This is a genomic window from Mesorhizobium sp. BR1-1-4, from assembly GCF_020165375.1.
Lineage (GTDB): Bacteria > Pseudomonadota > Alphaproteobacteria > Rhizobiales > Rhizobiaceae > Mesorhizobium > Mesorhizobium australicum.
This window is the reverse complement of the sequence record NZ_JAIUIB010000007.1, coordinates 144,563-167,989: the sequence shown is the minus strand read 5'-3', so window position 1 is coordinate 167,989 and position 23,427 is coordinate 144,563. Positions and strand designations below refer to the sequence as shown.

Annotated in this window: 26 protein-coding genes and 1 tRNA gene; 14 read left to right on the top strand and 13 right to left on the bottom strand. The window is 63.5% G+C overall.

What is annotated here, in order from left to right:
* Nucleotides 1-4 precede the first annotated feature (4 nt).
* Both LB571_RS17220 and LB571_RS17215 read right to left on the bottom strand, forming a co-directional pair.
* Complete coding sequence (locus LB571_RS17220) at nucleotides 5-427, bottom strand: hypothetical protein (protein WP_224596261.1); 423 nt, start codon at nucleotides 425-427, stop codon at nucleotides 5-7.
* Nucleotides 427-1,680: a sarcosine oxidase subunit beta gene (locus tag LB571_RS17215; protein ID WP_224596257.1), complete on the bottom strand. Its 1,254-nt coding sequence runs from the start codon at nucleotides 1,678-1,680 to the stop codon at nucleotides 427-429. Before LB571_RS17215 ends, LB571_RS17220 begins: the two co-directional genes overlap by 1 nt.
* A 309-nt stretch (nucleotides 1,681-1,989) precedes the next feature.
* Between LB571_RS17215 and LB571_RS17210 the strand changes: the two genes are divergently transcribed.
* From LB571_RS17210 to LB571_RS17170, 9 genes are all read left to right on the top strand, one after another.
* Nucleotides 1,990-2,883, top strand: a complete 894-nt coding sequence (locus LB571_RS17210; protein WP_224596253.1) for an alpha/beta fold hydrolase — start codon at nucleotides 1,990-1,992, stop codon at nucleotides 2,881-2,883.
* Between the two features lie 23 nt (nucleotides 2,884-2,906).
* On the top strand, nucleotides 2,907-3,233 hold the full coding sequence (locus LB571_RS17205; RefSeq protein WP_224596250.1) for a hypothetical protein: 327 nt from the start codon (nucleotides 2,907-2,909) through the stop codon (nucleotides 3,231-3,233).
* Between the two features lie 138 nt (nucleotides 3,234-3,371).
* Nucleotides 3,372-4,130 (top strand): SDR family oxidoreductase, encoded by a 759-nt coding sequence (locus LB571_RS17200; protein WP_224596247.1) that lies wholly within the window; start codon nucleotides 3,372-3,374, stop codon nucleotides 4,128-4,130.
* Between the two features lie 110 nt (nucleotides 4,131-4,240).
* On the top strand, nucleotides 4,241-4,627 hold the full coding sequence (locus LB571_RS17195; protein ID WP_224596244.1) for an SET domain-containing protein: 387 nt from the start codon (nucleotides 4,241-4,243) through the stop codon (nucleotides 4,625-4,627).
* Nucleotides 4,628-4,805: 178 nt separating this feature from the next.
* Complete coding sequence (gene rpsU / locus LB571_RS17190) at nucleotides 4,806-5,072, top strand: 30S ribosomal protein S21 (protein ID WP_010911429.1); 267 nt, start codon at nucleotides 4,806-4,808, stop codon at nucleotides 5,070-5,072.
* 141 nt (nucleotides 5,073-5,213) lie between these two features.
* Complete coding sequence (locus LB571_RS17185) at nucleotides 5,214-6,056, top strand: tetratricopeptide repeat protein (protein WP_224596241.1); 843 nt, start codon at nucleotides 5,214-5,216, stop codon at nucleotides 6,054-6,056.
* A 205-nt stretch (nucleotides 6,057-6,261) separates the two neighbouring features.
* Entirely contained in the window at nucleotides 6,262-6,738 is a 477-nt protein-coding gene (locus LB571_RS17180) for a DUF992 domain-containing protein (RefSeq protein WP_224596239.1), read from the top strand.
* Nucleotides 6,739-6,829: 91 nt separating this feature from the next.
* Nucleotides 6,830-7,312, top strand: coding sequence for a DUF992 domain-containing protein (locus LB571_RS17175; RefSeq protein WP_224596237.1), 483 nt, complete (start codon nucleotides 6,830-6,832; stop codon nucleotides 7,310-7,312).
* Between the two features lie 385 nt (nucleotides 7,313-7,697).
* The gene (locus LB571_RS17170; RefSeq protein WP_224596235.1) at nucleotides 7,698-9,134 is read left to right on the top strand and encodes an MFS transporter; all 1,437 of its coding nucleotides are present in this window, start codon (nucleotides 7,698-7,700) and stop codon (nucleotides 9,132-9,134) included.
* Nucleotides 9,135-9,157: 23 nt separating this feature from the next.
* On the opposite strand, the gene LB571_RS17165 is transcribed toward LB571_RS17170, so the two are convergent.
* The 8 genes from LB571_RS17165 to LB571_RS17130 all read right to left on the bottom strand — a co-directional run bounded on the left by LB571_RS17165 (nucleotide 9,158) and on the right by LB571_RS17130 (nucleotide 18,426).
* Complete coding sequence (locus tag LB571_RS17165) at nucleotides 9,158-9,847, bottom strand: response regulator transcription factor (protein ID WP_224596231.1); 690 nt, start codon at nucleotides 9,845-9,847, stop codon at nucleotides 9,158-9,160.
* Nucleotides 9,844-12,579, bottom strand: coding sequence for a sensor histidine kinase (locus LB571_RS17160; RefSeq protein WP_224596227.1), 2,736 nt, complete (start codon nucleotides 12,577-12,579; stop codon nucleotides 9,844-9,846). Before LB571_RS17160 ends, LB571_RS17165 begins: the two co-directional genes overlap by 4 nt.
* Nucleotides 12,580-12,636: 57 nt before the next feature.
* Complete coding sequence (gene kdpC, locus LB571_RS17155) at nucleotides 12,637-13,200, bottom strand: potassium-transporting ATPase subunit KdpC (protein WP_224596224.1); 564 nt, start codon at nucleotides 13,198-13,200, stop codon at nucleotides 12,637-12,639.
* 11 nt (nucleotides 13,201-13,211) lie between these two features.
* On the bottom strand, nucleotides 13,212-15,305 hold the full coding sequence (gene kdpB, locus LB571_RS17150) for a potassium-transporting ATPase subunit KdpB (RefSeq protein ID WP_224596221.1): 2,094 nt from the start codon (nucleotides 15,303-15,305) through the stop codon (nucleotides 13,212-13,214).
* Nucleotides 15,302-15,517: a hypothetical protein gene (locus LB571_RS17145; RefSeq protein ID WP_015315767.1), complete on the bottom strand. Its 216-nt coding sequence runs from the start codon at nucleotides 15,515-15,517 to the stop codon at nucleotides 15,302-15,304. Before LB571_RS17145 ends, kdpB begins: the two co-directional genes overlap by 4 nt.
* Before the next feature lie 7 nt (nucleotides 15,518-15,524).
* A complete protein-coding gene (gene kdpA / locus LB571_RS17140; RefSeq protein ID WP_224596218.1) occupies nucleotides 15,525-17,228 on the bottom strand; it encodes a potassium-transporting ATPase subunit KdpA in 1,704 nt (567 codons plus the stop codon).
* A gap of 20 nt (nucleotides 17,229-17,248) precedes the next feature.
* Entirely contained in the window at nucleotides 17,249-17,338 is a 90-nt protein-coding gene (gene kdpF, locus LB571_RS17135) for a K(+)-transporting ATPase subunit F (RefSeq protein ID WP_015315765.1), read from the bottom strand.
* A gap of 368 nt (nucleotides 17,339-17,706) precedes the next feature.
* On the bottom strand, nucleotides 17,707-18,426 hold the full coding sequence (locus LB571_RS17130; RefSeq protein ID WP_140618800.1) for a Crp/Fnr family transcriptional regulator: 720 nt from the start codon (nucleotides 18,424-18,426) through the stop codon (nucleotides 17,707-17,709).
* 219 nt (nucleotides 18,427-18,645) lie between these two features.
* Between LB571_RS17130 and LB571_RS17125 the strand changes: the two genes are divergently transcribed.
* Nucleotides 18,646-18,882 carry a DUF6894 family protein gene (locus LB571_RS17125; RefSeq protein ID WP_015315763.1) on the top strand — a complete coding sequence of 79 codons (237 nt, stop codon included), beginning with the start codon at nucleotides 18,646-18,648 and terminating at the stop codon, nucleotides 18,880-18,882.
* A gap of 120 nt (nucleotides 18,883-19,002) precedes the next feature.
* On the opposite strand, the gene LB571_RS17120 is transcribed toward LB571_RS17125, so the two are convergent.
* Both LB571_RS17120 and LB571_RS17115 read right to left on the bottom strand, forming a co-directional pair.
* Nucleotides 19,003-19,305 carry a DUF982 domain-containing protein gene (locus LB571_RS17120; RefSeq protein WP_140661736.1) on the bottom strand — a complete coding sequence of 101 codons (303 nt, stop codon included), beginning with the start codon at nucleotides 19,303-19,305 and terminating at the stop codon, nucleotides 19,003-19,005.
* Nucleotides 19,306-19,575: 270 nt separating this feature from the next.
* A tRNA-Ser gene (locus tag LB571_RS17115) sits at nucleotides 19,576-19,665 on the bottom strand.
* A 370-nt stretch (nucleotides 19,666-20,035) separates the two neighbouring features.
* On the opposite strand from LB571_RS17115, the gene LB571_RS17110 reads away from it, so the two are divergent.
* From LB571_RS17110 to LB571_RS17095, 4 genes are all read left to right on the top strand, one after another.
* Nucleotides 20,036-20,764: a DUF2569 domain-containing protein gene (locus LB571_RS17110; protein WP_224596213.1), complete on the top strand. Its 729-nt coding sequence runs from the start codon at nucleotides 20,036-20,038 to the stop codon at nucleotides 20,762-20,764.
* 131 nt (nucleotides 20,765-20,895) lie between these two features.
* Nucleotides 20,896-21,219, top strand: a complete 324-nt coding sequence (locus LB571_RS17105) for a hypothetical protein (protein ID WP_140661735.1) — start codon at nucleotides 20,896-20,898, stop codon at nucleotides 21,217-21,219.
* A gap of 243 nt (nucleotides 21,220-21,462) precedes the next feature.
* Nucleotides 21,463-22,452: a BMP family protein gene (locus LB571_RS17100; RefSeq protein WP_015315759.1), complete on the top strand. Its 990-nt coding sequence runs from the start codon at nucleotides 21,463-21,465 to the stop codon at nucleotides 22,450-22,452.
* Between the two features lie 101 nt (nucleotides 22,453-22,553).
* Nucleotides 22,554-23,030, top strand: coding sequence for a GNAT family N-acetyltransferase (locus LB571_RS17095; protein WP_140618819.1), 477 nt, complete (start codon nucleotides 22,554-22,556; stop codon nucleotides 23,028-23,030).
* Here LB571_RS17095 and LB571_RS17090 read toward each other — a convergent pair.
* Complete coding sequence (locus tag LB571_RS17090; RefSeq protein ID WP_140618821.1) at nucleotides 23,009-23,407, bottom strand: hypothetical protein; 399 nt, start codon at nucleotides 23,405-23,407, stop codon at nucleotides 23,009-23,011. The two genes, LB571_RS17095 and LB571_RS17090, sit on opposite strands and share 22 nt — an antisense overlap.
* Nucleotides 23,408-23,427: the final 20 nt, after the last annotated feature.

The window sequence follows — 23,427 nt, the reverse complement described above, 5'->3', positions numbered from 1 at the left end:
GTTCCTACAATTCGCCGTGGCCGACGCGCGCGCCAGCCGGTTGATCGCAAAGCTTCTGGCCCATAGTCATGAAGGGAGCGACGAGCCGCAGCCGCTCCTCGACGCTCGTCGCCGCGCTGAACAGATCGCGGTTGGCCATGTTGCCGAGCGTCAGCTGCATCGGATCTGTCGTAACGATGACGCCACGCGGCTGGAAATCCTCGTCTTCATCCAGCCCGTACGGCCTGCCTTCGAAGAACATCACCACTTTCTGGCCGACACTCCAGACGCAGGCGAGCATTCCCTCGTCGACAGAAAACGGCCAGCCGGTCTCGTTTCCCGCACGGCTGATCGGCTGCAGCCGCACTTCCTGCGCCGTCGGAACATGGAACATGCCCTGTTCCCCCGCCAGCATCAGCGGCACCGCGACTGCCATCACGGCCATCATCAATGCGCCACCGCCGCCGCCGCCGCCTCGTCGATGAGACGGCCGGTGCGGAAGCGCTCGATGGTGAAGGGCGCGTTGATCGGGTGCGGGTCGTCCTTGGCGATTGTGTGGGCAAAGACATGGCCCGAGCCTGGCGTCGCCTTGAAGCCGCCCGTGCCCCAGCCGCAATTGACGTAGAGGCCCGGCACCGGCGTCTTGGCCAGGATCGGCGAGCGGTCGGGCGTGACGTCGACGATGCCGCCCCACGAACGCAGCATCTTCATGCGCGTGAAGATCGGGAACATTTCGCAGATGGCGTCGAGCGTGTGCTGCAATATGTGCAGGCCGCCGGTTTGCGAATAGGAGACATACTGGTCGGTGCCGGCGCCGATCACCAGCTCGCCCTTGTCGGATTGTGAGATATAGGCGTGCACCGTGTTCGACATCACCACGCAGGGAACGACAGGCTTGACCGGTTCCGATACCAGCGCCTGCAGTGGATAGCTTTCCAGCGGCATGCGCACCCCGGCCATGTTCATGATGACCGACGAGTGGCCGGCGGCGACGACACCGACCTTTTTCGCTCCGATGAAGCCGCGCGTCGTGTCGACCCCGGTGACCGCGCCATTGGCGGCGCGCTTGACCCCGGTGACCTCGCAATTCTGGATGATGTGCACGCCGCGCGCGGAAGCGCCGCGCGCATAGCCCCAGGCGACCGCGTCGTGCCGCGCCGTACCGCCACGACGCTGCAGCGCCGCACCGACGACCGGGTAGCGGGCGTCTTTGGACGTGTTGAGCGGCGGGCAGAATTCCTTTGCCTGTTCGGGCGTCAGCCACTCATTGTCGATGCCGTTCAGCCTGTTGGCGTGGACGTGGCGCTTCAGCACCTGGATGTCGTGCACATTGTGCGCCAGCATCATGACGCCGCGCGCCGAATACATGACGTTGTAATTGAGCTCCTGGCTCAGCCCGTCCCACAATTTCAGCGCATGGTCGTAGATGCCCGCGCTCTCGTCATAGAGGTAGTTGGAGCGGATAATGGTGGTGTTGCGGCCGGTATTGCCGCCGCCGAGCCAGCCCTTTTCCAGCACCGCGACATTGGTGATGCCGTGCACGGTGGCGAGGTAATAGGCCGTGGCCAAACCATGACCGCCGGCGCCGACGATGATGACATCGTATTCTTTTTTCGGCTCGGGCGAGGACCACTGCTCCTCCCAGCCCTTGTGGCCGCGCATGGCCTCACGCGCGATGGCGAATACAGAGTATTTCTTCACGTTCCAGCCTCGCGCCAAAAGTCTCGCGGATTTGCGGCCGGCTAGCAATTTCCCCGGCGCGCGAGGTGTATCACTAGCGAAACAGCGCTGCCACCCTTGCGCTGTTTGCGACGGCGCTTGCCGTTTTGCGCCACGGAGGAAAAGGCGCATGCTCTCTGGCCGCCATGAGGGCCTTCAGTCACATTCTCCATCGCAAACTCCTCAACGGAGTCGCTTTTGGGAACCTCGTTCCAGGCGCCGGGCAACAATCTCTTCGGAACTGGAACCATCTGTAGGCGTTTGGACCACTCCGGTTCGAGAGGTCTTGTCGTGCAACAGCACTTCACAGTTCATCGCTACGCCGAGATCGCCGGGCACAACTTGTTCCTGCGCGAGGCGGGTCCACAGAATGCTCCGGTCCTGCTCCTGCCACACGGCTATCCATGCTCGTCCTTCCAATTTCGGCGACTGATGCCGGCTTTGGCCGATCGCTGGCGCACAATCGCGTTCGACTGGCCGGGCTTCGGTTACAGCAACACGCCTGACCCGGTTGAGTTCGACTACGACTTCGACGCCTATGCCGGGCTGCTCGCCAATGTGGCCGATGCGCTCGGTTTGGAACGCTATGGACTTTGGCTCCATGACTACGGTTCCCAAATCGGGCTAAGGCACGCCATCGCGCGGCCCGACAAGATCGCGGCGCTCATCATCCAGAACGGCGACATCTACGAGGATGTGCTCGGCCCGAAGTATAAGGCGATCAAGGCATGGTGGGCCGAAAAGACCGACGATAATCACCGTCCGCTCGAGGAGGCCGTGAGTGAAGAGGGGTTCCGCAAGGAGTTCGTCGGCGAGGTTTCGGATGACGTAGCCAGTCGGGTTCCGCCCGATCTCTGGAAGCTTCATTGGCCTTTGATGGACACGCCGGTGCGTCGGGCCGTGTCGGTCGGGCTGATGGAAAAGCTCGAACAGAACCTCGAATGGTTCCCTCGCTATCAGTCCTTTCTGCGCGAACATCAACCGCCGTCGCTGATCGTTTGGGGACCCCAGGACGGCTACATGCCTGAGGAATCGGCGCGCGCCTATCAACGGGACCTGCCGAATGGGGAACTGCATCTCATCGAGGGTGCCGGGCATTGGCTGCTGGAAACCCACTTCGAGCAGGCGCTGCCGCTCATCCGCGATTTCCTTCAGCGCACGCTGATCACCAACGCATCGAGCTGACGCCTTATCGCTAGGAGATCCTCATGGCTACGAAGCCGACCATCGCGCGCATCTGGCGCGGCCGCACCCGTCGAGACATAGCGGATACCTACGAATCCTATATACGGGCCGAGGGGATTCCTCCGCTTCAGAAAGTCGCGCTCGGCGTCCAGCTATTCCGCGAGGACCGGGACAAGGAAACCTGGTTCACGACCATTTCCTACTGGCCGGACATCGAGTCGATGACCGCGTTCACCAAGGGCGAGCCGACCAAGGTGCATCATCTCGACCGCGACGCCGAACTGCTGATCGAGTTGCCCGAGCGCATCGAAATTCACCACATCCTGATCGACGATCAAAACCTGCGTTGACGGTTGCGCGACGGACGGCTTGGCATGGTTGCTGAAACAATAGGCCCTTTGCCGGTTTCGGGTGGCTGATCTCCCGCCCATTTGCGACCAGACATCCGACCGCCGGCGAAGCTGGCGCGAACGAAAAGGATGCCAGACATGCTCGCACTTACCAACAAGGTCGCCATCGTCACCGGTGCCAGTTCCGGCATCGGCCGCGCCACGGCGAAGCTCTTTGCCCAAGAAGGCGCCAGGGTCGTCGTCGCAGCGCGCCGCCAGGCCGAGCTCGACATGCTTGTCGAGGAGATCGTGGAGACCGACGGCACGGCCGTCGCCCTTGCCGGCGATGTCAGGGACGAAGCCTATGCCAAAGCTCTTGTCGATCTCGCCACCAGAAGATTCGGCGGCCTCGATATCGCCTTCAACAATGCCGGCTCCGTCGGCCAGATGGGACCGATTCCGGACTTGTCGCTGGAGGGGTGGCACGCGACCCTCGATACGAACCTGACCAGCGCGTTTCTCGGCGCAAAATATCAGGTGCCCGCGATGATCGAGCGCGGCGGCGGCTCGTTGATCTTCACGTCCACCTTCGTCGGTCACACGGTCGGCATGCCCGGGATGACCAGCTATGCCGCCAGCAAGGCCGGCTTGATTGGATTGACGCAGGTGCTTGCCGCCGAATACGGCCCGAAAGGCATAAGGGTCAACGCGCTGCTGCCCGGCGGCACCGACACGCCGGCGGCAACCTTCAAGACCCCTGAATCACGGGCATTCGTGGAAGGCCTGCATGCGCTGAAGCGTGTCGCGGAGCCCGAAGAGATCGCCCGCTCGGCGCTCTATCTCGCCTCCGATGCCTCGAGCTTCACCACGGGAACCGCGCTCTTTGCCGATGGCGGGGTGTCGATCAACCGGACGTGACAGCTTCCGGCGCCAGCATACGGATCAGCAGGGCCGCGATGTCGCAATCGGGGCTTGCATTTCGGCTCGAATTGACGATTCCGTTCTCTCCTTGGAAACGGGCCGGAACCATGCTGCTGATCAGGACCTATGTCGCCCAAAGCACAATCGAAGGCGTCGGTGTATTCGCCGCCGAGCCGATAAGGAAAGGCGCCTCGATCTGGCGGCTCGACCCGGATTTCGACCGGCTGATTCCGATGGAAAGATACCAGGCGGCACCCTTGCATCTCAGGGAACTGCTCGACCGCTACGCTTATCCAAGCCCCGACCGGCCAGGCTTCATGGTCTATGAGGTCGACAACGGCCGCTTCATGAATCATTCGGCGACGCCGAACACCGACTTTTCGCAGTATGGCGGAGCAACCACGACCCGCGACATAGCGGCGGGCGAAGAGATAACCTGCGACTATGGCGAATTCTTCGAGGATTTCGAGCGGCTGCATCTGGCCACGGCGTAGTTGGCTGCCTATGTTACGAGCGACCGCTGGCGATTTGGCCGCTGTCCTTCATTTCAACTGTGGACAGCGCGGCCTGATTCTGCTATCAGCCGCCACAATTCGTGGTGTAAACCGCCGCGGAGGCTAGTGGCTATGGCCGCTTGCCTGTTGATATCAAACCCGAAAGACAGGATTGCCCGTGCAGGTACTCGTCCGCGACAACAATGTTGATCAGGCGCTTCGCGCTCTCAAGAAGAAGATGCAGCGCGAAGGCATCTTCCGCGAAATGAAGATGCGCGGTCACTACGAGAAGCCTTCCGAGAAGCGCGCCCGTGAAAAGGCCGAAGCCGTGCGCCGCGCCCGCAAGCTGGCCCGCAAGCGCGCCCAGCGCGAAGGACTGCTGCCGATGACGCCGCGTCCCGTGGCTGCCGGCGGTGCCGCCGGTGCAGCGCGTCCGCCGCGCTGATTGACGCCAATATTTCGTCCTTTTCGAAGGATATCCAAGGTGGCGCGATGCGGAATCGCCGCCACCTTTTTGTTTTGATGTGACCCGGCCCGGAGGGGGGATCCGGACCTGAATGACGCGGCAAGTGAGGACAGGGCAGACATGAACGCAATCAGCGTGGAGAGCAAAACCACATTTCGTGGCTTTGCCCTGGCGACAGCCCTGCTTTCCGGATTGATGCTTGCCGGCTGCCAGACCTCAGGCCCGACCGGCGAGTTCAACAACATCGACAAGGCGCAAGGGTCGAGCGAGAATATCTCCTCGCTGTCGGCCGTAATTCAGCGCAATCCGCAGGATCCTGAAGGCTACAATGTGCGCGGCTCGGCCTATGGCCGCGGCGGCCAGTACCAGGCGGCGCTCAAGGATTTCAACCAAGCCATCCAGCTTAACCCGAATTTCTATCAGGCCTACTCGAACCGTGCGCTCATCCAGCGCTTCCTCGGCAATCAGCAAGCAGCGCTGGCGGACTACAACCGCTCGATCCAGATCAATGGCAACTACGATGCCGCCTATATCGGCCGCGGCAATCTCTACCGCAAGGCCGGCCGCACCCAGGAAGCCTTCAACGACTTCCAGAAGGCGATCCAGCTCGACACGACCGATGCCCGCGCCTATCACAATCGCGGCCTGATCTATCAGAGCCAGGGTCAGCACAAATTCGCCATCGAGGATTTCTCGACCGCCATCTCGCTAGCGCCGGACGCCGCCGAGCCATACAACGGCCGCGGCCTTTCCTACCTCGCCACCAATGACGAGGACAATGCCTTCGCCGATTTCAACATGGCTATCAAACTCGACGGCAAGAACGCCGAGGCCTGGTCCAACCAGGCGCTGATCTATGAGCGGCGCGGCGACAAGGCCAAGGCGGCCAAGTCCTACCGCGAAGCTGTTCGGCTCGATCCCACCTACCAGCCTGCCAAGGATGGCCTCGCCCGCGTCAGCTGATATCGGTCAGCCAATGCCGGCCCAAGCCCACGCCTCGGATGCGTGTCCAAAAGGACACGCATCGCTGCAGATCGCCATCAATCCGGCAACCGCGCGTTAACCCCCGCGGCAGACCGTGATCGCCTGCCTTGTTCGCGCCAAGGTTTCAGCGGAACGGTCTAGCCACCCAGCCGTTACTTTGAAGCGATTTGCGAAAGGACCTCCCATGATCAAGAAACTCGTCTGCGCCGCTGCGCTCGCCACGACCATGTTCGCTGTTGCACCGGCAAGCGCTGGCAGGCTGCAGCTCGGCACGCTCGACTGCACCATCGATGGCGGCACCGGCTATATCGTGACGTCCAACAAGGGCGTGTCCTGCGTCTTCCGTCCCCATCATCACGGTCCGGCCGAGATTTACACTGGCGTCATCTCCAAGCTCGGCGTCGATGTTGGCAAGACGCACCAGGGCCAGCTCGTCTGGGCCGTGTTTGCCGCGACCCGTGACCGCGACGCGGGCGACCTGGCCGGCAGCTATTACGGCGTTAATGCCGAGGCGAGCGTCGTGACCGGCGGCGGCGCCAATCTGCTGGTCGGCGGCTTCGACAGCGCCTTCATGTTGGAGCCGCTCAGCGTCCAGGCGCAGACCGGCGTCAACCTGGCGGTCGCCGTCACCTCGCTGGAGCTGATCCACTCGCTCAAGTGATTGCACGGAGCCACGCGCTCCACGACCCCTCACCCTGCGGCGCGGAACCAGATAGTATGGTTCCGCGCCGTTTGATTTTGAGGGGACCGCCATGTTCAGGACAGCCATCGCCGCTGCCGCGACCACGATCATGCTTGCGGGCGCCGCACGAGCGCAGGACCAGGGTATCGAACTCGGTGCGCTTGAATGCGCCATTTCAGGCGGCACCGGCTTCATCTTCGGCTCGAGCAAGGATTTGAGCTGCACCTTCACCCCGGCCGACAGGAGCTTCGCGCCGGAAGCCTATTTCGGCGCCGTCAACAAATACGGACTCGATATTGGCACGACCAAGCAGGCGGTGATGCGCTGGCTGGTGCTGACGCCGCTGAAGAACATTTACGCGCCGGGTGCATTGGCCGGTGACTATACCGGCGCCAGCGCCGAAGTGACCGTCGCCGTCGGCGCCGGCGCCAATCTCCTGGTCGGCGGCTCCTCGCAGGCCTTTACCCTGCAGCCGCTCAGCCTGCAGACGCAGACCGGCATCAATCTCGCCATCGGCGTCAGCCAATTCCAGTTGCGCAGCACCGAGAATTGACTGGGCCATGAGGGCGGCTTCCGCGGCGATTCGTCATCCACGGGCGGAGCTAGGAGCGTAGCGACGCAGACCCGAGGATCCACTCGGTCTCCTTCCCACTTCAAACCATACACCGGAACCGACACACAGGAACCGACACACAGGATCCTCGGGTCTTCGCGACGCCGCTACGCGGCTGCTTCGCCCGTAGGTGACGAAATTGAGAGACTTCGCGAACGTCTGCAAAAAAGCCGCTTGAACTCAACCATGCTTGAGGTTTTAGAGGCCTGCCCTGGGTAGACAGCGCCTGGATACGGCGCTGTCGATCCTTATGGTCCTGCCGGAAGCCCGCACTGGCCTCTGGCAGCATGCGCTACAAGCGAGATAGGCAAAGGCAGGGGTGAACATGACTGAAATCACCAGCAACAAGGTAGACTGGCGCGCATTGTGGGCAAGCGGCGACCTCGCCCGCTTCTGCTTCATCAGCCTCGGCATCCTGCTGCACGCCACCAATGAGACGATGGTGGCGACGGTCATGCCGGCCATGGTCGGCGAACTGGCCGGCGTACAGCTCGTCGGCTGGTCCCTGGCGATCTACGAACTCGGCGCCATCGTCGCCGGTGCCGCCGCCGGACGCCTGGTGAGTTATGTTCCGCTGCGCACCAACATGGTGGTCGCGGCCCTGCTTTATGCCGCCGGCGCGCTGATCTGCGCCACCTCGCCCTCGATGCAATTGTTCCTTGCCGGCCGCTTGATCGAGGGCCTCGGCGGCGGCGCGCTGGTGTCGCTGGCCTTCGTATCGGTCGAGCGGCTGTTTTCGCGTGCCATCTGGCCGCAGCTTTTCGGTATCATGTCGGCTATCTGGGGCGTTGCTGCTTTCAGCGGCCCGTTGCTTGGCGCTGTTATGACCGAATTGCTGTCCTGGCGCTGGGCCTTCGGCGTCTTCACACTCGGCGGCACCGCCATGGCGCTGGCAAGCTTCCTCGTACTCAACACGCCGGAGGCGAAGAAACCCAGCACGAGTGCCGGCAAGGCGCCGCCCTTCCCTTTCGTGGCGCTTGGTTGTCTTGCCGTCGCCGTGGTGCTGATCGCCTCGGCCGGCGTCGACATCGCCCTGTTACGTTCCTCGCTGCTGATCGTGTTGGGCCTGACGGGCCTCGCGCTGTTTTTCTACGTCGACGCGCTGAAGCCGCGCTCCAGGCTGTTCCCGGCGCGGCTGTTCTCCTGGCGCACGCCGGTCGGCGCCGGCATGACGATGGTCGCCGCCTTTTCCATCGCGACCTGCTCCTTCGGCGTCTACGGGCCGCTGCTCTTGACCAGCCTGCACGACATTCCGCTGCTGACCACCGGCTACATCATCGCCGCCGAATCGATCGCCTGGTCGATCCTGTCGATTCTCGTCGCCAACGCGCCGCCGCGGCGCGAAAGGCTGATCATTGTCTGCGGCGCGCTGATGATCGCGGCGGGCATCGCCGGCTTCGCCTACACGATACCGCTGGGCTCGATCCCGCTGATCCTGGTCTGCGCCCTGCTGCAGGGCGGAGGCTTCGGCATTGCCTGGCCGTTCCTGACCCGCGTCATCGTCGCCTCCGCACCGGACGACGAGCAGACCATCGCCTCGGCGGCGGTGCCGACCATGCAGCGCATCGGCTATGCCGTGGGCGCCGCCATTGCCGGCATCGTCGCCAATGCCAGCGGCTTTTCGCAAGGCCTGAATCACGACGCGGCGGCCAATGTCGCGAGCTGGCTGTTCCTTGCCTTCGTGCCACTCGGCATTCTGGGCTGTCTCGCCGCCTTGCGGATATCGGCGGCGGCAAATCGGCCTCTGGAGGCCATCGGCTGACGCAGGTTATCGGACAGGCTATTTCACTCGACACGCAGGCGATAGCCGACACCGGTCTCGGTGGCGATGTAGCGCGGCTGGTCGGGGGTTTTTTCGATCTTCTGCCTGAGCTGACGGACATAGACCCTGAGGTACTGCACGTCTGTCGAATCGTCCCAGATCTGCTTCAGGATGAAGTGGTGGGTCAGCACCTTGCCGGCATGCTGCACCAGGATGCGCAGTATGTCGTACTCTTTCGGCGAGAGCTTTACCTCCCTGTCCTCGACCTTGACGACGCGCTTGACAAGATCGACGCTGAGGTCACCGCTCTGGAATATCGGCTTCTCACCCTGTTGCTGGAACTTGTGGCGCAGCGCCACCCGGATGCGTGCCACCAGTTCGTTCATGCCGAACGGCTTGGTGACATAGTCGTCGGCGCCGAGTTCGAGCGCGCTGACGATGCCGGCCTCGTCGGTACGGCTGGAGAGGATGACGACGGGAACGTCGACGCCCTCCTCCCGCCATTTGCGCAGGAGTTCATGGCCCCCCATGCCGGGCAGGCCGAGATCGAGCAGCACGAGATCCGGCGTCTCCTGTTCCATCAGCTCGATCGCCGCCTTGGCGTTCGGCGCCTCGCTGACCGCGTAACCCTGGCTGCCAAGGCCGACCCGCAGCAGCTTGCGGATCGGCGGCTCGTCGTCGACGACCAGTATCCTGACATTCGAATTGGTCATCGAGGCCGATCCATGCCGGGCTCGTCGCCGCGGTTGCCGATATCGCGCGCCTGCGCCGGCACTTGCATCCTGATGGTGAAGGCGCCACCGGGGCGGTCGGTCCGGTTGGCGGCCGCGATCGTACCGCCCATCGCCTCGACGAAGCCACGGCAGATCGACAGGCCGAGCCCGGTGCCGGCGCGCACCTGATCGCCCTTGCGCACCCGATAGAAGGTATCGAAGACACGTTCCAGGTCCTGCGCCGGAATGCCCGGTCCCTCGTCCATGATCCGCACGATGACGGAGCCATTATCCGCCCAGGCCTGGATGCGGATCGTCGAGCCGGGCGGCGAATATTTCGAGGCATTGTCGAGAAGGTTGAACAGGACCTGTTCGAACAGCACGGGATCGAGCCGCAGCATCGGCAAGTTGGGCGGAATATCGACCTCGATCTTGTGCTCGCTGGTGATCTTGCGGGCACGGTCGAGCGCCGTGCCGACGATATCACCGACATAATGGAGGGCGTAGTTCGGCTCCATCGCCCCGGATTCGATCTTGGTCATGTCGAGCAGGTTGGCGATGAAGCGGTTCAGCCGCTCCGATTCGTCGATCACGGTCGACAGGAGCTCGGCCCTGTCCTGCTCGGGGAGGTCGGGCGCGAATTCCTTGAGCGTGCCGGCCGCGCCCATGATGGCGGCGAGCGGCGTTTTCAGGTCATGCGAAATCGAGGTCAGCAGCGCCGAGCGCAGCCGGTCGGCTTCGGCCGCGAGCTTGGCGCGATCGACATCGGCGACGAGCTGGATGCGTTCGATCGCCACCGCCGCCTGATCGGCCAGCGCGTCGAGCAGCCGCTGCTGCTCGGGCGTCAGAAGCGGGCCCTGCTTGTCATTGTCGAGGCCGACGACGCCGATTGCGGTGCGTCCCGTGCGCAAGGGAAGATAGAGGCGCTTGGCGCCAGGAAGCGTATCGGCGCCGCGTCCGGCGGCACGGTTGTGCTCCCAGGCCCAGCGTGCGGCGGCAATGTCGGCCTCGGCCAGCGTGTCGTCGGGCGGATAGCCTGCCTTGACGGTGATCGTGCCGCCTTCCGGCAGCAGCAGCACCACGCGCAGCTTCAGCATCGAGGCGATCTGGAAGGCGGTGGCCCAGAGCACGTCGTCGAGCGTGCCGGCGCCTGCGAGCTTCTTGGAAAACAGATAGATGTCCTCGGTTGCCCGCGCCCGCGAGCGGGCGGCGGCAGCCTGACGCTGCACGCGCGCCGTCAGGTTGCTGGCGATGACGGCAACGGCGACGAAGACGGCAATCGCGACGATGCTTTCGGGATCGCGGATGGTCAGCGTGTAGCGTGGCTCGAGGAAAAAATAGTTGAAGGCAAGGACACTGAGGAAACAGGCGTAAAGCGCCGGCCAGAGACCACCAGCCACCGCCGACGTCAGCACGGAGAGCAGGAAGACGATCGCCAGATTGCGAACGTCGAGGAACTGGTCGAGAACGGTGCTGACGGCCAATGATCCGGCAACGTAAGCCGTGGCGAGCAAATACGGCTTGGCCTGGAAATGCCTTTCCTCGGCTGCCGCGTTCACTCTCCTGGAAGACGTTTCGGTGTCCCGCTCCGTTCCCGAGATGACATGGACACTGATGTCGCCGGCGTTGCGGATCAGATCATAGGTGAGCGACCCTTCGATCAGTTCGCGCCAGCGCGACCGGGTCGGCCTGCCGACCACGATGTGGGTGAAATTGTTGGCCGTCGCATGGCGAACGATGTCCTGCGCGACGCTCTGGCCCGGGATGGTCGTCACCTCGGCACCGAGTTGCTCGGCGAGGCGCAGCAGTGTGGCGAGCCTGTCCTTGTCATCCTCGGACATGCCGGCGGAGCGGGGCGTGTCGACATGAAGCGCCGTCCATGGCGCACGAAGCCTGTCGGCCAGCCTGCGTGCGTAGCGAATGCGGGCTGCCCCACCCGGACGGGCATCGACGCAGACAAGAACTCGCTCCCCCGCCGCCCACGGACCCTGGATGGCGTGGGACTGCATGTGGTTGAGCAGTTGCTCGTCGACGCGCTGGGCGGTTCGGCGCAGCGCCAGTTCCCGCAACGCCGTCAGATTGCCAGGCGAAAAATAGTTCTCCACGGCGCGCTGCGCGGTGTTGGGGAAATAGACCTTGCCCTCCTCCAGCCGCTTGATCAGGTCGTCGGGCGTCAGATCGATGATCTCGACATCATCCGCCTGGTCGATGATGGAGTCTGGAACCGTCTCGCGCACCCTGACCCGGGTAATCTGGGCGACGACGTCGTTCAGGCTTTCGACATGTTGGATGTTCAGCGTCGTATAGACGTCTATGCCCCGCGCCAGGATTTCCTGGACATCGAGATAGCGCTTGGGGTGGCGGCTGCCGGGCGCGTTGGTGTGGGCGAGTTCGTCGACCAGGACCAGCGCCGGACGCCGGGCAAGGATGGCATCGATATCCATCTCGTCGAGGAAGCGCCCCTTGTAGTCGACCCTGCGGCGGGCAATGACTTCATACCCCTCGACCAGGGCCTGTGTTTCCTTGCGGCCATGCGTCTCGACCACGCCGATCACCACGTCGGCACCGTCGGCCACCCTGGCACAACCCGACATCAGCATCTCGTAGGTCTTGCCGACACCGGGTGCCGCGCCCAGGAATATGCGCAGACGGCCGCGCCCTTCCCGCTCGGCATGCTCTAGCAGCGCGTCGGGAGATGGTCTGTTTTCGACGTAGCTTCTGTCGTCCGGCATCGGGTCCGATCATGAATGGCGCCGGGGACCGTGTCGATCCCCGGCGCCGGACATCACCTACTTCGCGGCATCCAGCGCCAGGTTGAGGGCCAGCACATTAACCGCCGGCTCGCCGAGCACGCCCAAGTCCCGGTCCTCGACCTGGCTGTCGACGAGCGCCTTGACCTTGGCCTCGTCGATGCGCCTTGCCTTGGCCACGCGCGGAACCTGGAAATAAGCGGCCTCGGGACTGATCTGCGGATCAAGGCCGCTGCCGGACGTCGTCACCAGGTCCATCGGCACCGGCTGGTCCGGGTTCTCAGACTTCAGCTTTTCCGCGTCGCCCTTGATGCGCTCGATCAGCTTCGGGTTGGTCGGACCGAGGTTGGAGCCGCCGGAGGCGCTGGCATCGTAGCCGTTGCCGGCAGCCGACGGCCGTCCGTGGAAATACGTGTCGCTGGCGAAAGCCTGGCCGATCAGTTCGGAGCCGATCACCTTGCCGCCCCTCTCGATCAGGCTGCCATTGGCCTGGCGCGGGAACAGCGCCTGGGCGATGCCGGTCATGCCGATGGGATAGACGAGCCCGGTCAGCACGGTGAAGAAAACGATCATGATGATCGCGGGTCTGATCTGCTTGAGCATCGGAATGATCCTTATGCAAGGCCAAGGGCGGTGACGGCCATGTCGATTGTCTTGATGCCGACGAACGGCACGACGATGCCGCCGAGACCGTAGACGAGAAGGTTGCGGCTGAGCAGCGCACCCGCGCCGATCGCCCGGTACTTCACACCGCGCAGCGACAGCGGGATCAGCGCGATGATGATCAGCGCGTTGAAGATGATGGCCGACAGGATGGCGCTCTGCGGTGTCGCCAGATGCATGATGTTGAGCGCTTGCAGCGGACCTGTGGTCTGGCCGGGCGCGACGTAGAAGACGGCGAACATGGCCGGGATAATGGCAAAATACTTGGCCACGTCATTGGCGATCGAGAAGGTAGTCAGCGAGCCGCGGGTCATCAACAGCGCCTTGCCGATTTCGACGATCTCGATAAGCTTGGTCGGATCGCTGTCGAGGTCGACCATATTGCCGGCCTCGCGAGCAGCGACCGTGCCGGTGTTCATGGCGACGCCGACATCGGCTTGCGCAAGGGCTGGCGCATCGTTGGTGCCGTCGCCGCACATGGCGACCAGTTTGCCCTTGGCCTGCTCGTCGCGGATCAGCTTCAGCTTGTCCTCCGGTGTCGCCTGGGCAAGGAAGTCGTCGACGCCGGCTTCGGCCGCGATGGCGGCTGCCGTCATCGGGTTGTCGCCGGTGATCATGACCGTGCGGATGCCCATCTTGCGCAGCTCGGCGAAACGCTCGCGGATGCCGCCTTTGACGATGTCCTTGAGGTGCACGATACCCAGCAGGCGCCCGTCCCGCTCGACCGCCAGCGGCGTGCCGCCGGATTTCGCGACCTCGTCGGCGATCGCCTGCAAATCCCTGATCGTGTCGCTGTTCGGGCGCGTCGCGCGGCTGGCCGATGTCGCCTGGCTGACATGGGCGAGCACGGAATCGACTGCGCCCTTGCGTACCGACGAACCGTCGATGTCGACGCCGCTCATGCGGGTCTGCGCGGTGAAGGGCACGAAAGTAGCATGCAATGTCGCCATGTCGCGGGCACGGATGGCATACTTCTCCTTGGCCAGCACCACGATCGAGCGGCCTTCCGGCGTCTCGTCGGCGAGCGAGGCAAGCTGTGCCGCGTCCGCCAGTTCCTGCTCGCTGACGCCCTTGACCGGGCGGAATTCCGTCGCCTGGCGGTTGCCGAGCGTGATGGTGCCGGTCTTGTCGAGGAGCAGCGTGTCGACGTCGCCGGCGGCTTCGACGGCGCGACCCGACATGGCCAGCACATTGAAGCGCACCAGCCGGTCCATGCCGGCAATGCCGATGGCCGACAGCAGCGCGCCGATCGTGGTCGGGATGAGCGTCACGAACAGCGCGACGAGCACGGTCACCGAAATATAGCCACCCGAGTAATGGGCAAAGCTCGGGATGGTCGCTGTGGCCAGCACGAAGATCAGCGTCATGCCGACGAGCAGGATGTTGAGCGCGATCTCGTTGGGCGTCTTCTGGCGCTCGGCGCCTTCGACCAGCGAGATCATGCGGTCGAGGAATGTGTGGCCCGCGGCGGCGGTGATGCGCACGCGGATCCAGTCCGACAGCACCTGCGTGCCGCCGGTGACGGCCGATCGGTCGCCGCCGGATTCGCGGATCACCGGCGCGGATTCGCCCGTTATCGCCGCCTCGTTGACCGAGGCGACGCCTTCCACCACCTCGCCATCGGACGGGATGATGTCGCCGGCTTCGACGAGAACGATATCGCCGACCTTCAGGCTGGTGCCGGGTACCAGCTTGAACCTGGTGCGGTCCACGCCCGTCAAAAGCTTGGCCTGGGTTTCGGTGCGAGCCTTGCGCAGCGAATCCGCCTGCGCCTTGCCGCGCCCTTCGGCGACGGCTTCGGCGAAATTGGCGAACAGCACCGTGAACCACAGCCAGATGATGATCTGCAGCGTGAACAGCAAATCACCGCCGCCGGTGACGAGGTCCTTGACGAACAGCACCGATGTCAGCGCCGAGACGACGGCGACGACGAACATCACCGGGTTGCGGGCCAGCGTGCGCGGATCGAGTTTGCGGACGGCGCCGCCGATGGCGGGCCACAGGATGCCGCCATCCATGATGCTGGCTGACTTTGACTGACTCATTTTGAAGCTCCGGCTTCAGTGTTGGTGTGCGGCGGCGACTGGTCGGATGCCGAAAAAAGATGAGGAAGCCCGTAGGCCAGCAGCCAAAGCGCGATCATGGCGGCGGCAAGCCCAAGAAACGTCGACATGGTCGGGAAGGGAGGCGGCAGCCCCTCCTTCCCCGGATCGGCCCGATGCCTGATATTGCGGCGCTTGTTGCTGAACCAGGACATGTCTGCCTCAGAATGTCTGTCCATGGATCATCGCCAGGTGCTCGACGACAGGTCCGACGGCGAGCGCCGGGAAGAAGGTCAGGCCGCCGACGATGACGATGACGCCGACCAGCAGCCCGACGAACAGCGGACCGTCGGTCGGGAAGGTGCCGGCCGAGCCGGGGACGGTCTTCTTCGCCGCCAGCGCGCCGGCGATGGCGAGCGCCGGGATGATGACCAGGAAGCGGCCCATCAGCATGCCGATGCCGAGCGTGATGTTGTACCAGGGCGTGTTGCCGCTGAGGCCGCCGAAGGCCGAACCGTTGTTGGCCGCCGCCGAGGTGTAGGCGTAGAGGATCTCGGAGAAGCCGTGCGGCCCACCATTGGCGATCGACGCCACCGCGCTCGGCAGCACCACCGCGATCGCCGTGAAGATCAGCATCGCCAGTGGCAGGCACAGGATGGCCAGCATCGCCATCTTGACCTCCTTCGCCTCGATCTTCTTGCCGAGATATTCCGGCGTGCGGCCGACCATCAGGCCGGCGACGAAGACTGAGATCAGGATGAACATCAGCATGCCGTAGAAGCCGGCGCCGACGCCGCCGACGACGACCTCGCCGAGTTGCATGTTGATGAGCGGGATCATGCCACCGAGCGCGGTGAAGCTATCGTGCATGGCGTTGACCGCGCCGCAGGAAGCGGCCGTGGTGATGACGGCGAACAAAGCCGAGAGCGCGATGCCGAAGCGGGTCTCTTTCCCTTCCATATTGCCGCCGTCGATGCCCAGCGCATGCACCAGCGGATTGCCCGCGGCTTCCGCCCAGTAGCAGACGGCGACGCCAACGATGAACAGCACGCCCATTGAGGCGAGGATCGCCCAGCCCTGGCGCTGATTGCCGACCATGCGGCCGAAGACGTTGGTCAATGCGGCGCCGACGACGAAGATCGACAGCATCTGGATCAGGTTGGAGACGGCGTCGGGATTCTCGAATGGATGTGCCGCGTTGGCATTGAAGAAACCGCCGCCATTGGTGCCGAGCATCTTGATGGCGACCTGCGAGGCGACCGGCCCCAGCGCGATGGTCTGCCTGGCGCCCTCAAGCGTCGTGGCGTCGACGTAAGGCCCCAGCGTCTGCGGCATGCCGAGCCAGACATAGACCAGGGTGAGCACGACGCAGAGCGGCAAGAGCACATAGAGCGTGGCGCGCATTATATCGACCCAGAAATTGCCGATCGATCTTCCGGAAGCGCGGGCGAAGCCGCGGATCAGCGCGATTGCAATGGCGATGCCTGTGGCGGCCGAAACGAAATTCTGGACCGTCAGCCCGGCCATCTGCACGAGGTAGGACATCGTGCTTTCACCACCGTAGTTCTGCCAGTTGGTGTTGGTCATGAAGCTGGCGGCGGTGTTGAAGGCGAGCGCTGGGTCGACCGCGCTCATGCCGGCCGGATTGTAGGGCAGACTGCCTTGCAGGCGTTGCAGGACATAGAGCACCAGGAAGCCCGCCAGGTTGAACAGCAGGAGAGCCACCGCATAGGTGGTCCAGTGCTGCTCCTCGCGCTCGCTGGTTCCGCAAATACGGTAGAGCCCGCGCTCAAGCGGGCCGAGGATCGGTGAAAGCGGCGTGCGATCACCATTGAAGACGCGGTGCATGTAGAAGCCAAGCGGCTTCACCAGCAAAACAAGGATCCCGCAATAGAGGAGGATCTGTATCCATCCGTTCAGTGTCATGGCTGTGGCTTTCCGTGCCTTCAGAAGCGTTCTGGACGAATGAGCGCGTAGGTGAGGTAGGCGAGCAGGAACAGGGTCACGCCACCGCCGAGGATGTAATCGACAAGCATGGTTCGATCCTTCAGATTAAATTCTGTCGCAAGCTTTGACGTAGACGATGGACAAGCCGAAGAACAAAGCCCCGACCCCAAGAACAATGATGTCCATTCTGTTTTCCTTGCTTCCAATTTTTTACTGGTCTCCTGCCAAAGACAGGGCGGCAATACTGTGAGACGGCGCGCCGCACTAGGCGGCGTCGACGGCTTTGCTCGACGTGAATATGGACCCGATCGCCATAAAGGTTCGAGACGGGGCGGATGGGAAAGAAATAGGAATTCTATAAAGGTTTCCGGCGCGGCTCGCCGTCGAAGAGCAGCTTGTCGACGCGGATTGCCGGGAAGGATATGCCGCCGCGCTTTGCGGCCTTGCTGGGAACGCTCTACCGCGGCTCCCGCGTCAGGCTGAGATAGGTCGGATCGAACTCGGCGATTTCCTGGAGCCTGTGCCAATCCAGGATTGTCACCGTGTGATTTGCCCAATTGACGACGCCGACTTTGCGCAAGGCGCCGATGACGCGGTTCATGTGTACGACGGAAAGACCGAGCACATCGGCCAGCTCGGCCTGTGAGAGCGGCAGGTGAAAGCTCATGCCGTTGGTGCGCTGCACCACCTGCAGCCGTACGAAAAGCTCACAGAGGAGATGGGCCAGGTGTGAGGTCTTGGAGCGGCGGCCCATCGCCACGATCCACTCGCGATGGATGGCGCCGTCGACCAGCGTGTCCAGCCACAGCAGCCGCGTCAGATGCGGCGCTTCCTCGGTGATGGCGCGAAGCCGGCTGTGATCGGCGAACATGACATGACAGGGCGACATGGCAACGATGCCGTGATCCATCGTCTTCAGGAGGAAGGCGTGGAGATCGACGAAATCGCCAGGCACCTGCAGCGAGGTGAACTGCCGGCCGCCGTTCTCGAGCACCTTGTAGCGCGCTGCCAAACCGTCGAGGACCAGGGTCGAATAGGTGGGCCGCGCGCCCGATGCGACGATATCCTGGCCGACCGCGAAATGCCGCTCGAAAGTCATGGCCTCTGCCAGCAGCGCCTTTTCGGCATCGGAAAGCGCGTCGTGCTGGGCGAGATTCAGATACAGGGATTCCAGCACCGCTATCTCCAGCGAAAGGGCTCAGAGCCGATCGCCAACTGTCGAAAGCAAGGGGCGGCTACCGAAGCACTAGGTCGTCGGGCGCCGGCGGGCATTAACATTTGTTAGAAGGCGCTTATTCGCCAACGAAGATCATCTCTGATGGAACAACGGCTTAGCCCGCGAATTGTCGCTCAAGTCTCTTTTGGAAATTTCATCAGCTCGGGATCCGGCCGCATCATGCCCAGATACTTTCTCGACCTTTACAATGGCGATGGCCTGACGGTGGATGACCATGGTCAGGTGTTCGATACGCGCGAGCGTCTGCGGCGCGAGGCAATCCTTATCCTGCCCGACATCATTCGCGACGAGATGATCGAAAACGACCGAACGGCCATCACCGTGAAGGTGCGCGACGAGAGCGGGCGCCATGTCTTCGAAGCATCGCTCGTCATCTCATCGAGTTGGTGCGATTGACCGCGGCCTGGTCTGCGGACCCTCCGCAAGATGGAACGGAAAAGCCGGGCTCGGAGGGCCAAGCCGGGCTTTCGGGGGAGCGGCCGTACGAACCGGCCATCGCAATGACAGCTCGAACGATCAGGCGGCGTAGCCGCCATGGCCGCGTGCGACGGCCCTCGCCACGATGACCGGCTCGATCTCGGGCCAGAGAATACCGGTGGCTTCCGCGAATTCAACAAGCGCATGGCGCGCCTCGTCCCTCGTGATGCAGCCTTCCAAGGCCAGGCTGCACGCCTCGACGGCATTGCGATAAAGCGGACCACGTCGGGAGGTCGTCCAGTTGGTCAGGAAATCGTGCATTTCGGCCAGCGAGGCGATTTCGCGCTTGAAGCCGAGACCGACGGTCAGTGCGACGGGCGAATGAAACAGCTTGTCATACATGAAGCGGGCTCCTGATTGGACGCGGTTCTCGGAGAAAATCCTGGCGGGGATCTATGATGAGACGCCGGGTAACGCATCGCGAGCTGGGAGGTTCCGGAGCAAACAGGACCGTTTGCGAAACGCACGCCTGAGTGCGCCGGAAATCTTGCATCCTGATCCACCGGCCATGGCTGCTACTCCGTCGGACCGGCGAGAAGACGGATTAAGGTTCGATAGTCGAGATGCTAGTATGCTAGACTGCACCCAGAAGCGCCCGGCGAAAAGGGAAGCTGGCGGAGAGAGCGGGATTCGAACCCGCGTTACGGTCTCCCGTAAACACACTTTCCAGGCGTGCGCCTTCAACCACTCGGCCACCTCTCCGTCCTTGCATTTTTCGCGACGGCCGGTTTCGCCGCGCGGGTTGGGGACAATGCAGTCCCTTCAGGGAGGAGTAGCGATTTCCGCGCTATGGGTGCCGCCAACCAGCGGACACCTCTCCCGGCACCTGAGCCGTCAAAGCAACAGGCGCGGGGCTCATCTAGTCGATCCCGCGCCGAATGCCAAGCCATAACGACAGTCTATTCGCTTTGCCGGCCACACAGCGCTTCGCGAGGGCGCGGCGTCATCCGTTTCAAGGTGCCGACGCCCCAAATGATGTGCACAGGCGGGCCGCCAAGGCCGGCCGCGCTTGACTTCGTCGCGGGCCACCTGTCGAGTGAAACGGAGGCTTTGCGGGGGGCATCGTCCGGGCATGACATCAGGCAGTGAACAACCGGGCGGCGGGATGCCGGGGCAGGCGCCAATCGGGCGCCCGGACAGCGGGCTGTCCTACGTGCCGGTGGGCTGGCTCATCTTCGTCATGGCGTGGTCGGTCTACGGCCTGGCCTCCGCCTGGTGGCTGACCGGCAATTCCGGCCTGCCGGACAGGATTTTCTATTTCCTCCTTGGCGGGCTTGCCGTCGACATCATCACCATCCTGTGGGGGCTTTATTTGCTCGGCCTTGCCTTTGGCCGCTCGGCGCGCTTCCCGCGCCAGTTCATCATCTGGCAGGTGGCGACCATAGCCTGGGTGCTGGCGAGGCAAGCCTATGTGCTCGCCGTGCCCGATTTCGTCTTTTCCGCCAGGAGCCTGCTTATCGGCGGCGCCGAAATCGCCATCGGCCTGCTCTGCATCTATCTGCTGCGCCGTGGGTCCGGCGCCGAGGGCGTCTATGCCAGGTCGCGGATCGAAGCGCCGTCGGTCTTCGCTTCCATCGTGGCTGCCTTGCTCGGCATCGTCCTGGGCGCGATCATTGGCGCGGTTGGCGGCTTCCTGGCTGGCTCGGTGATCGCCGATGTCGCCGAGGTCAGTTGCTTCGAGGGCGGCTGCGGCTACTTTGCCGCCTTCATCGGATTGGCCGGGCTGGTGGTCGGCGCCATTGCCGGAGGCATTCTTGCCGTCTGGCTCGTTCACCGCCCCAGGCGCGAGCCGGTCGCATAGGGCCCAGAAAAGCGCGGGCCTTAAATTCGCGTATCGCGATTGCAGCTGAACCGCACGCATTCTATTTCTGTTTCGGACATGTACCGGCGGTCTTCTGGTCAGCGTCCAGGGGGAACCGGGGGAGAGCCTTGATGTTTCGCTTCGTCTTTCGTCTTGCGGCCATGGTCGCGCTATCGGTTTCCGTCATTATGGCGGTGCTCGACACGACGCGCACGGTGGCGGCTTCGGCCCTTGTGCTGACCCCGCTCAACGCCAGTTGGCTGGCCGTCTCGCCGGACACGCGGGCCGCCTTCGAAACCTTCGTCCGCGCCAAGGCCAGTCCGCTGCTGTGGGACACAGTCATCGCCTGGGTGCTCAACCAGCCGGGCTTTGCCGTCTTCGCGGTGCTGGCCTTGCTGCTGTACGCCATCGGCTATCGGCGGCAGCGGCGCACGGGACAGTTCGCCGCGAACTGAACCCATCTCCCGCACCGTTCCGGCCGGCTGCTGAAAGCTGCGCGCAAGATCGGGTTGCGGCGTGGCTTGCCCGTGGCACGCTTTTCCAAAAGGTCAAAATTCCACGTGAATTTTGTTTCGGGCCGTGCCAGATTGCCCGGGAGCGGGAGGGCAATACACTCCTGGCTAACGTCGTTTGCTTGCCGGAGAACCGGGCAGCAGGCGGTGTGCAACGGAAAAAATAACCGACAGGGTGTGGATCACATGAAACGTATCGTTCTCGGCCTTCTGGCCGCAACCGCAATGGTTCTTCCGGCTTTCGCCGCGGATGTCCAGCCGGCCATCCTCTATGATCTGGGCGGCAAGTTCGACAAATCCTTCAATGAGGCTGCCTACCATGGCGCCGAAAAATTCAAGACCGAGACCGGCGTCGCCTATGTCGAGTTCGAAGTGTCCAACGCCTCGCAGCGCGAGCAGGCGCTGCGCCGCTTCGCCGAGGACGGCCACAACCCGATCGTCATGGCCGGCTTTGCCTGGGAGGATGCGCTGAAGAAGGTCGCGGCCGAATACCCGGACCTCAACTTCGCCATCATCGACGATGCGGTCGACCTGCCCAATGTCCGCTCGCTGGTGTTCAAGGAGAATGAAGGCTCCTATCTCGTCGGCATCATGGCCGCGATGGCGTCGAAGTCGAAGAAGGTTGCCTTCGTCGGCGGCATGGACATCCCGCTGATCCGCAAGTTCGAATGCGGCTATGTCGGCGGCGCCAAGTCCGCTGGCGCGACCGACGTCATCCAGAACATGACTGGCGATACGCCGGCGGCGTGGAACGATCCGGCCAAGGGTGGCGAGATCGCCAAGACGCAGATCGACCAGGGCGCCGACGTGGTTTACGCGGCCGCCGGCGGCACCGGCGTCGGTGTGCTGCAGGCGGCGGCCGATGCCGGCAAGCTCGGCATCGGCGTCGATTCCAACCAGAACGGCCTGCAGCCCGGCAAGGTGCTGACCTCGATGCTGAAGCGCGTCGACGTTGCCGTCTACACCGCCTTCATGGATGGCAAGAACGGCACCTTCAAGGGTGGCGTCGAGAATCTCGGCCTCAAGGAAGGCGGCGTCGACTACGCCATGGACGACAACAACAAGGCACTGGTGACCGACGAAATGAAGGCGGCCGTCGAAAAAGCCAAGGCCGACATCATCGCCGGCACGGTCAAGGTGCACGACTACACAGCCGACAACGCCTGCCCCTATTGATCGGCGGCAGCGTACGGCCATGATCTGCAACCGCTGGGCGAAAGCCCGGCGGTTTTGCTTTTGCCGATCGAACGAAGCTCGCAGATGGCATGGAGCGAGGAATGCAGCCAACGATCGAACCCATGCGCGGGCATGACATCGAAGTCGTCGCGCGACTGCGGATTGCCGCCTTCTTCGAGGGCACGGGAAGGACGCTGGAAGAGGATGCGGCAGGGCTCCGCAACCTGCTGACCAGCGACGGCCTCGAAAAGGCTCTGGTTGCCCGTGTGAACGATGTGCCGATAGGCACCTGCCTGCTGGTCCGCCACGAACTGGAACCGGCGCATGATCTGACACCGTGGCTGGCCGGGCTTGTCGTCGACGCCGGCCATCGAGGCAAGGGAACCGGCACCGCGCTGGTCGAGGCGATCGAAGCGCATGCGGCGTCAGCCGGCGTCGAGACGCTCTACCTCTACACTTGGCAAGCGCGCGAGTTCTACGCGGCGCTCGGCTGGGACACGATCGAGCTGTGCGAGCAGGACGGCGACACGATGATGCTGATGTCGCGCCGGCTCCATCACAATGTGCCCAGGAGATAGCCGAGCGCGAAGGCCGCAATCAGCCCGGCCATGACGACAAGTCCACGCCTACCGCCGAGCGAATGCACACCAACGCCGTACGGCTGACGGGACAAGCTTCGGATCACTGTCGGCGACTTGGCATCATTGCCGCCCAGGCCAACGCCTTGCATCTGCGGCAATTCGGCGAGTCGCTGCGTAACCAGTTCCCAATGATTGACGCCGGCTGGTTTTTCGGCGCGATCGAAGACATGCATGCGCTCGGCCAGCTGCACCACCGCGTCGCGGAACGCAGGGTCGATCTCGAGATCGCGCTCGGCCCGCTCGCGCTCGGCATCGTTCATCAGGCCCAGCACATAGTCGCCGGCCCTGGCGATACGATCGCTCTCACCGGCCATGATCGGTGCCCTCCCCCTCT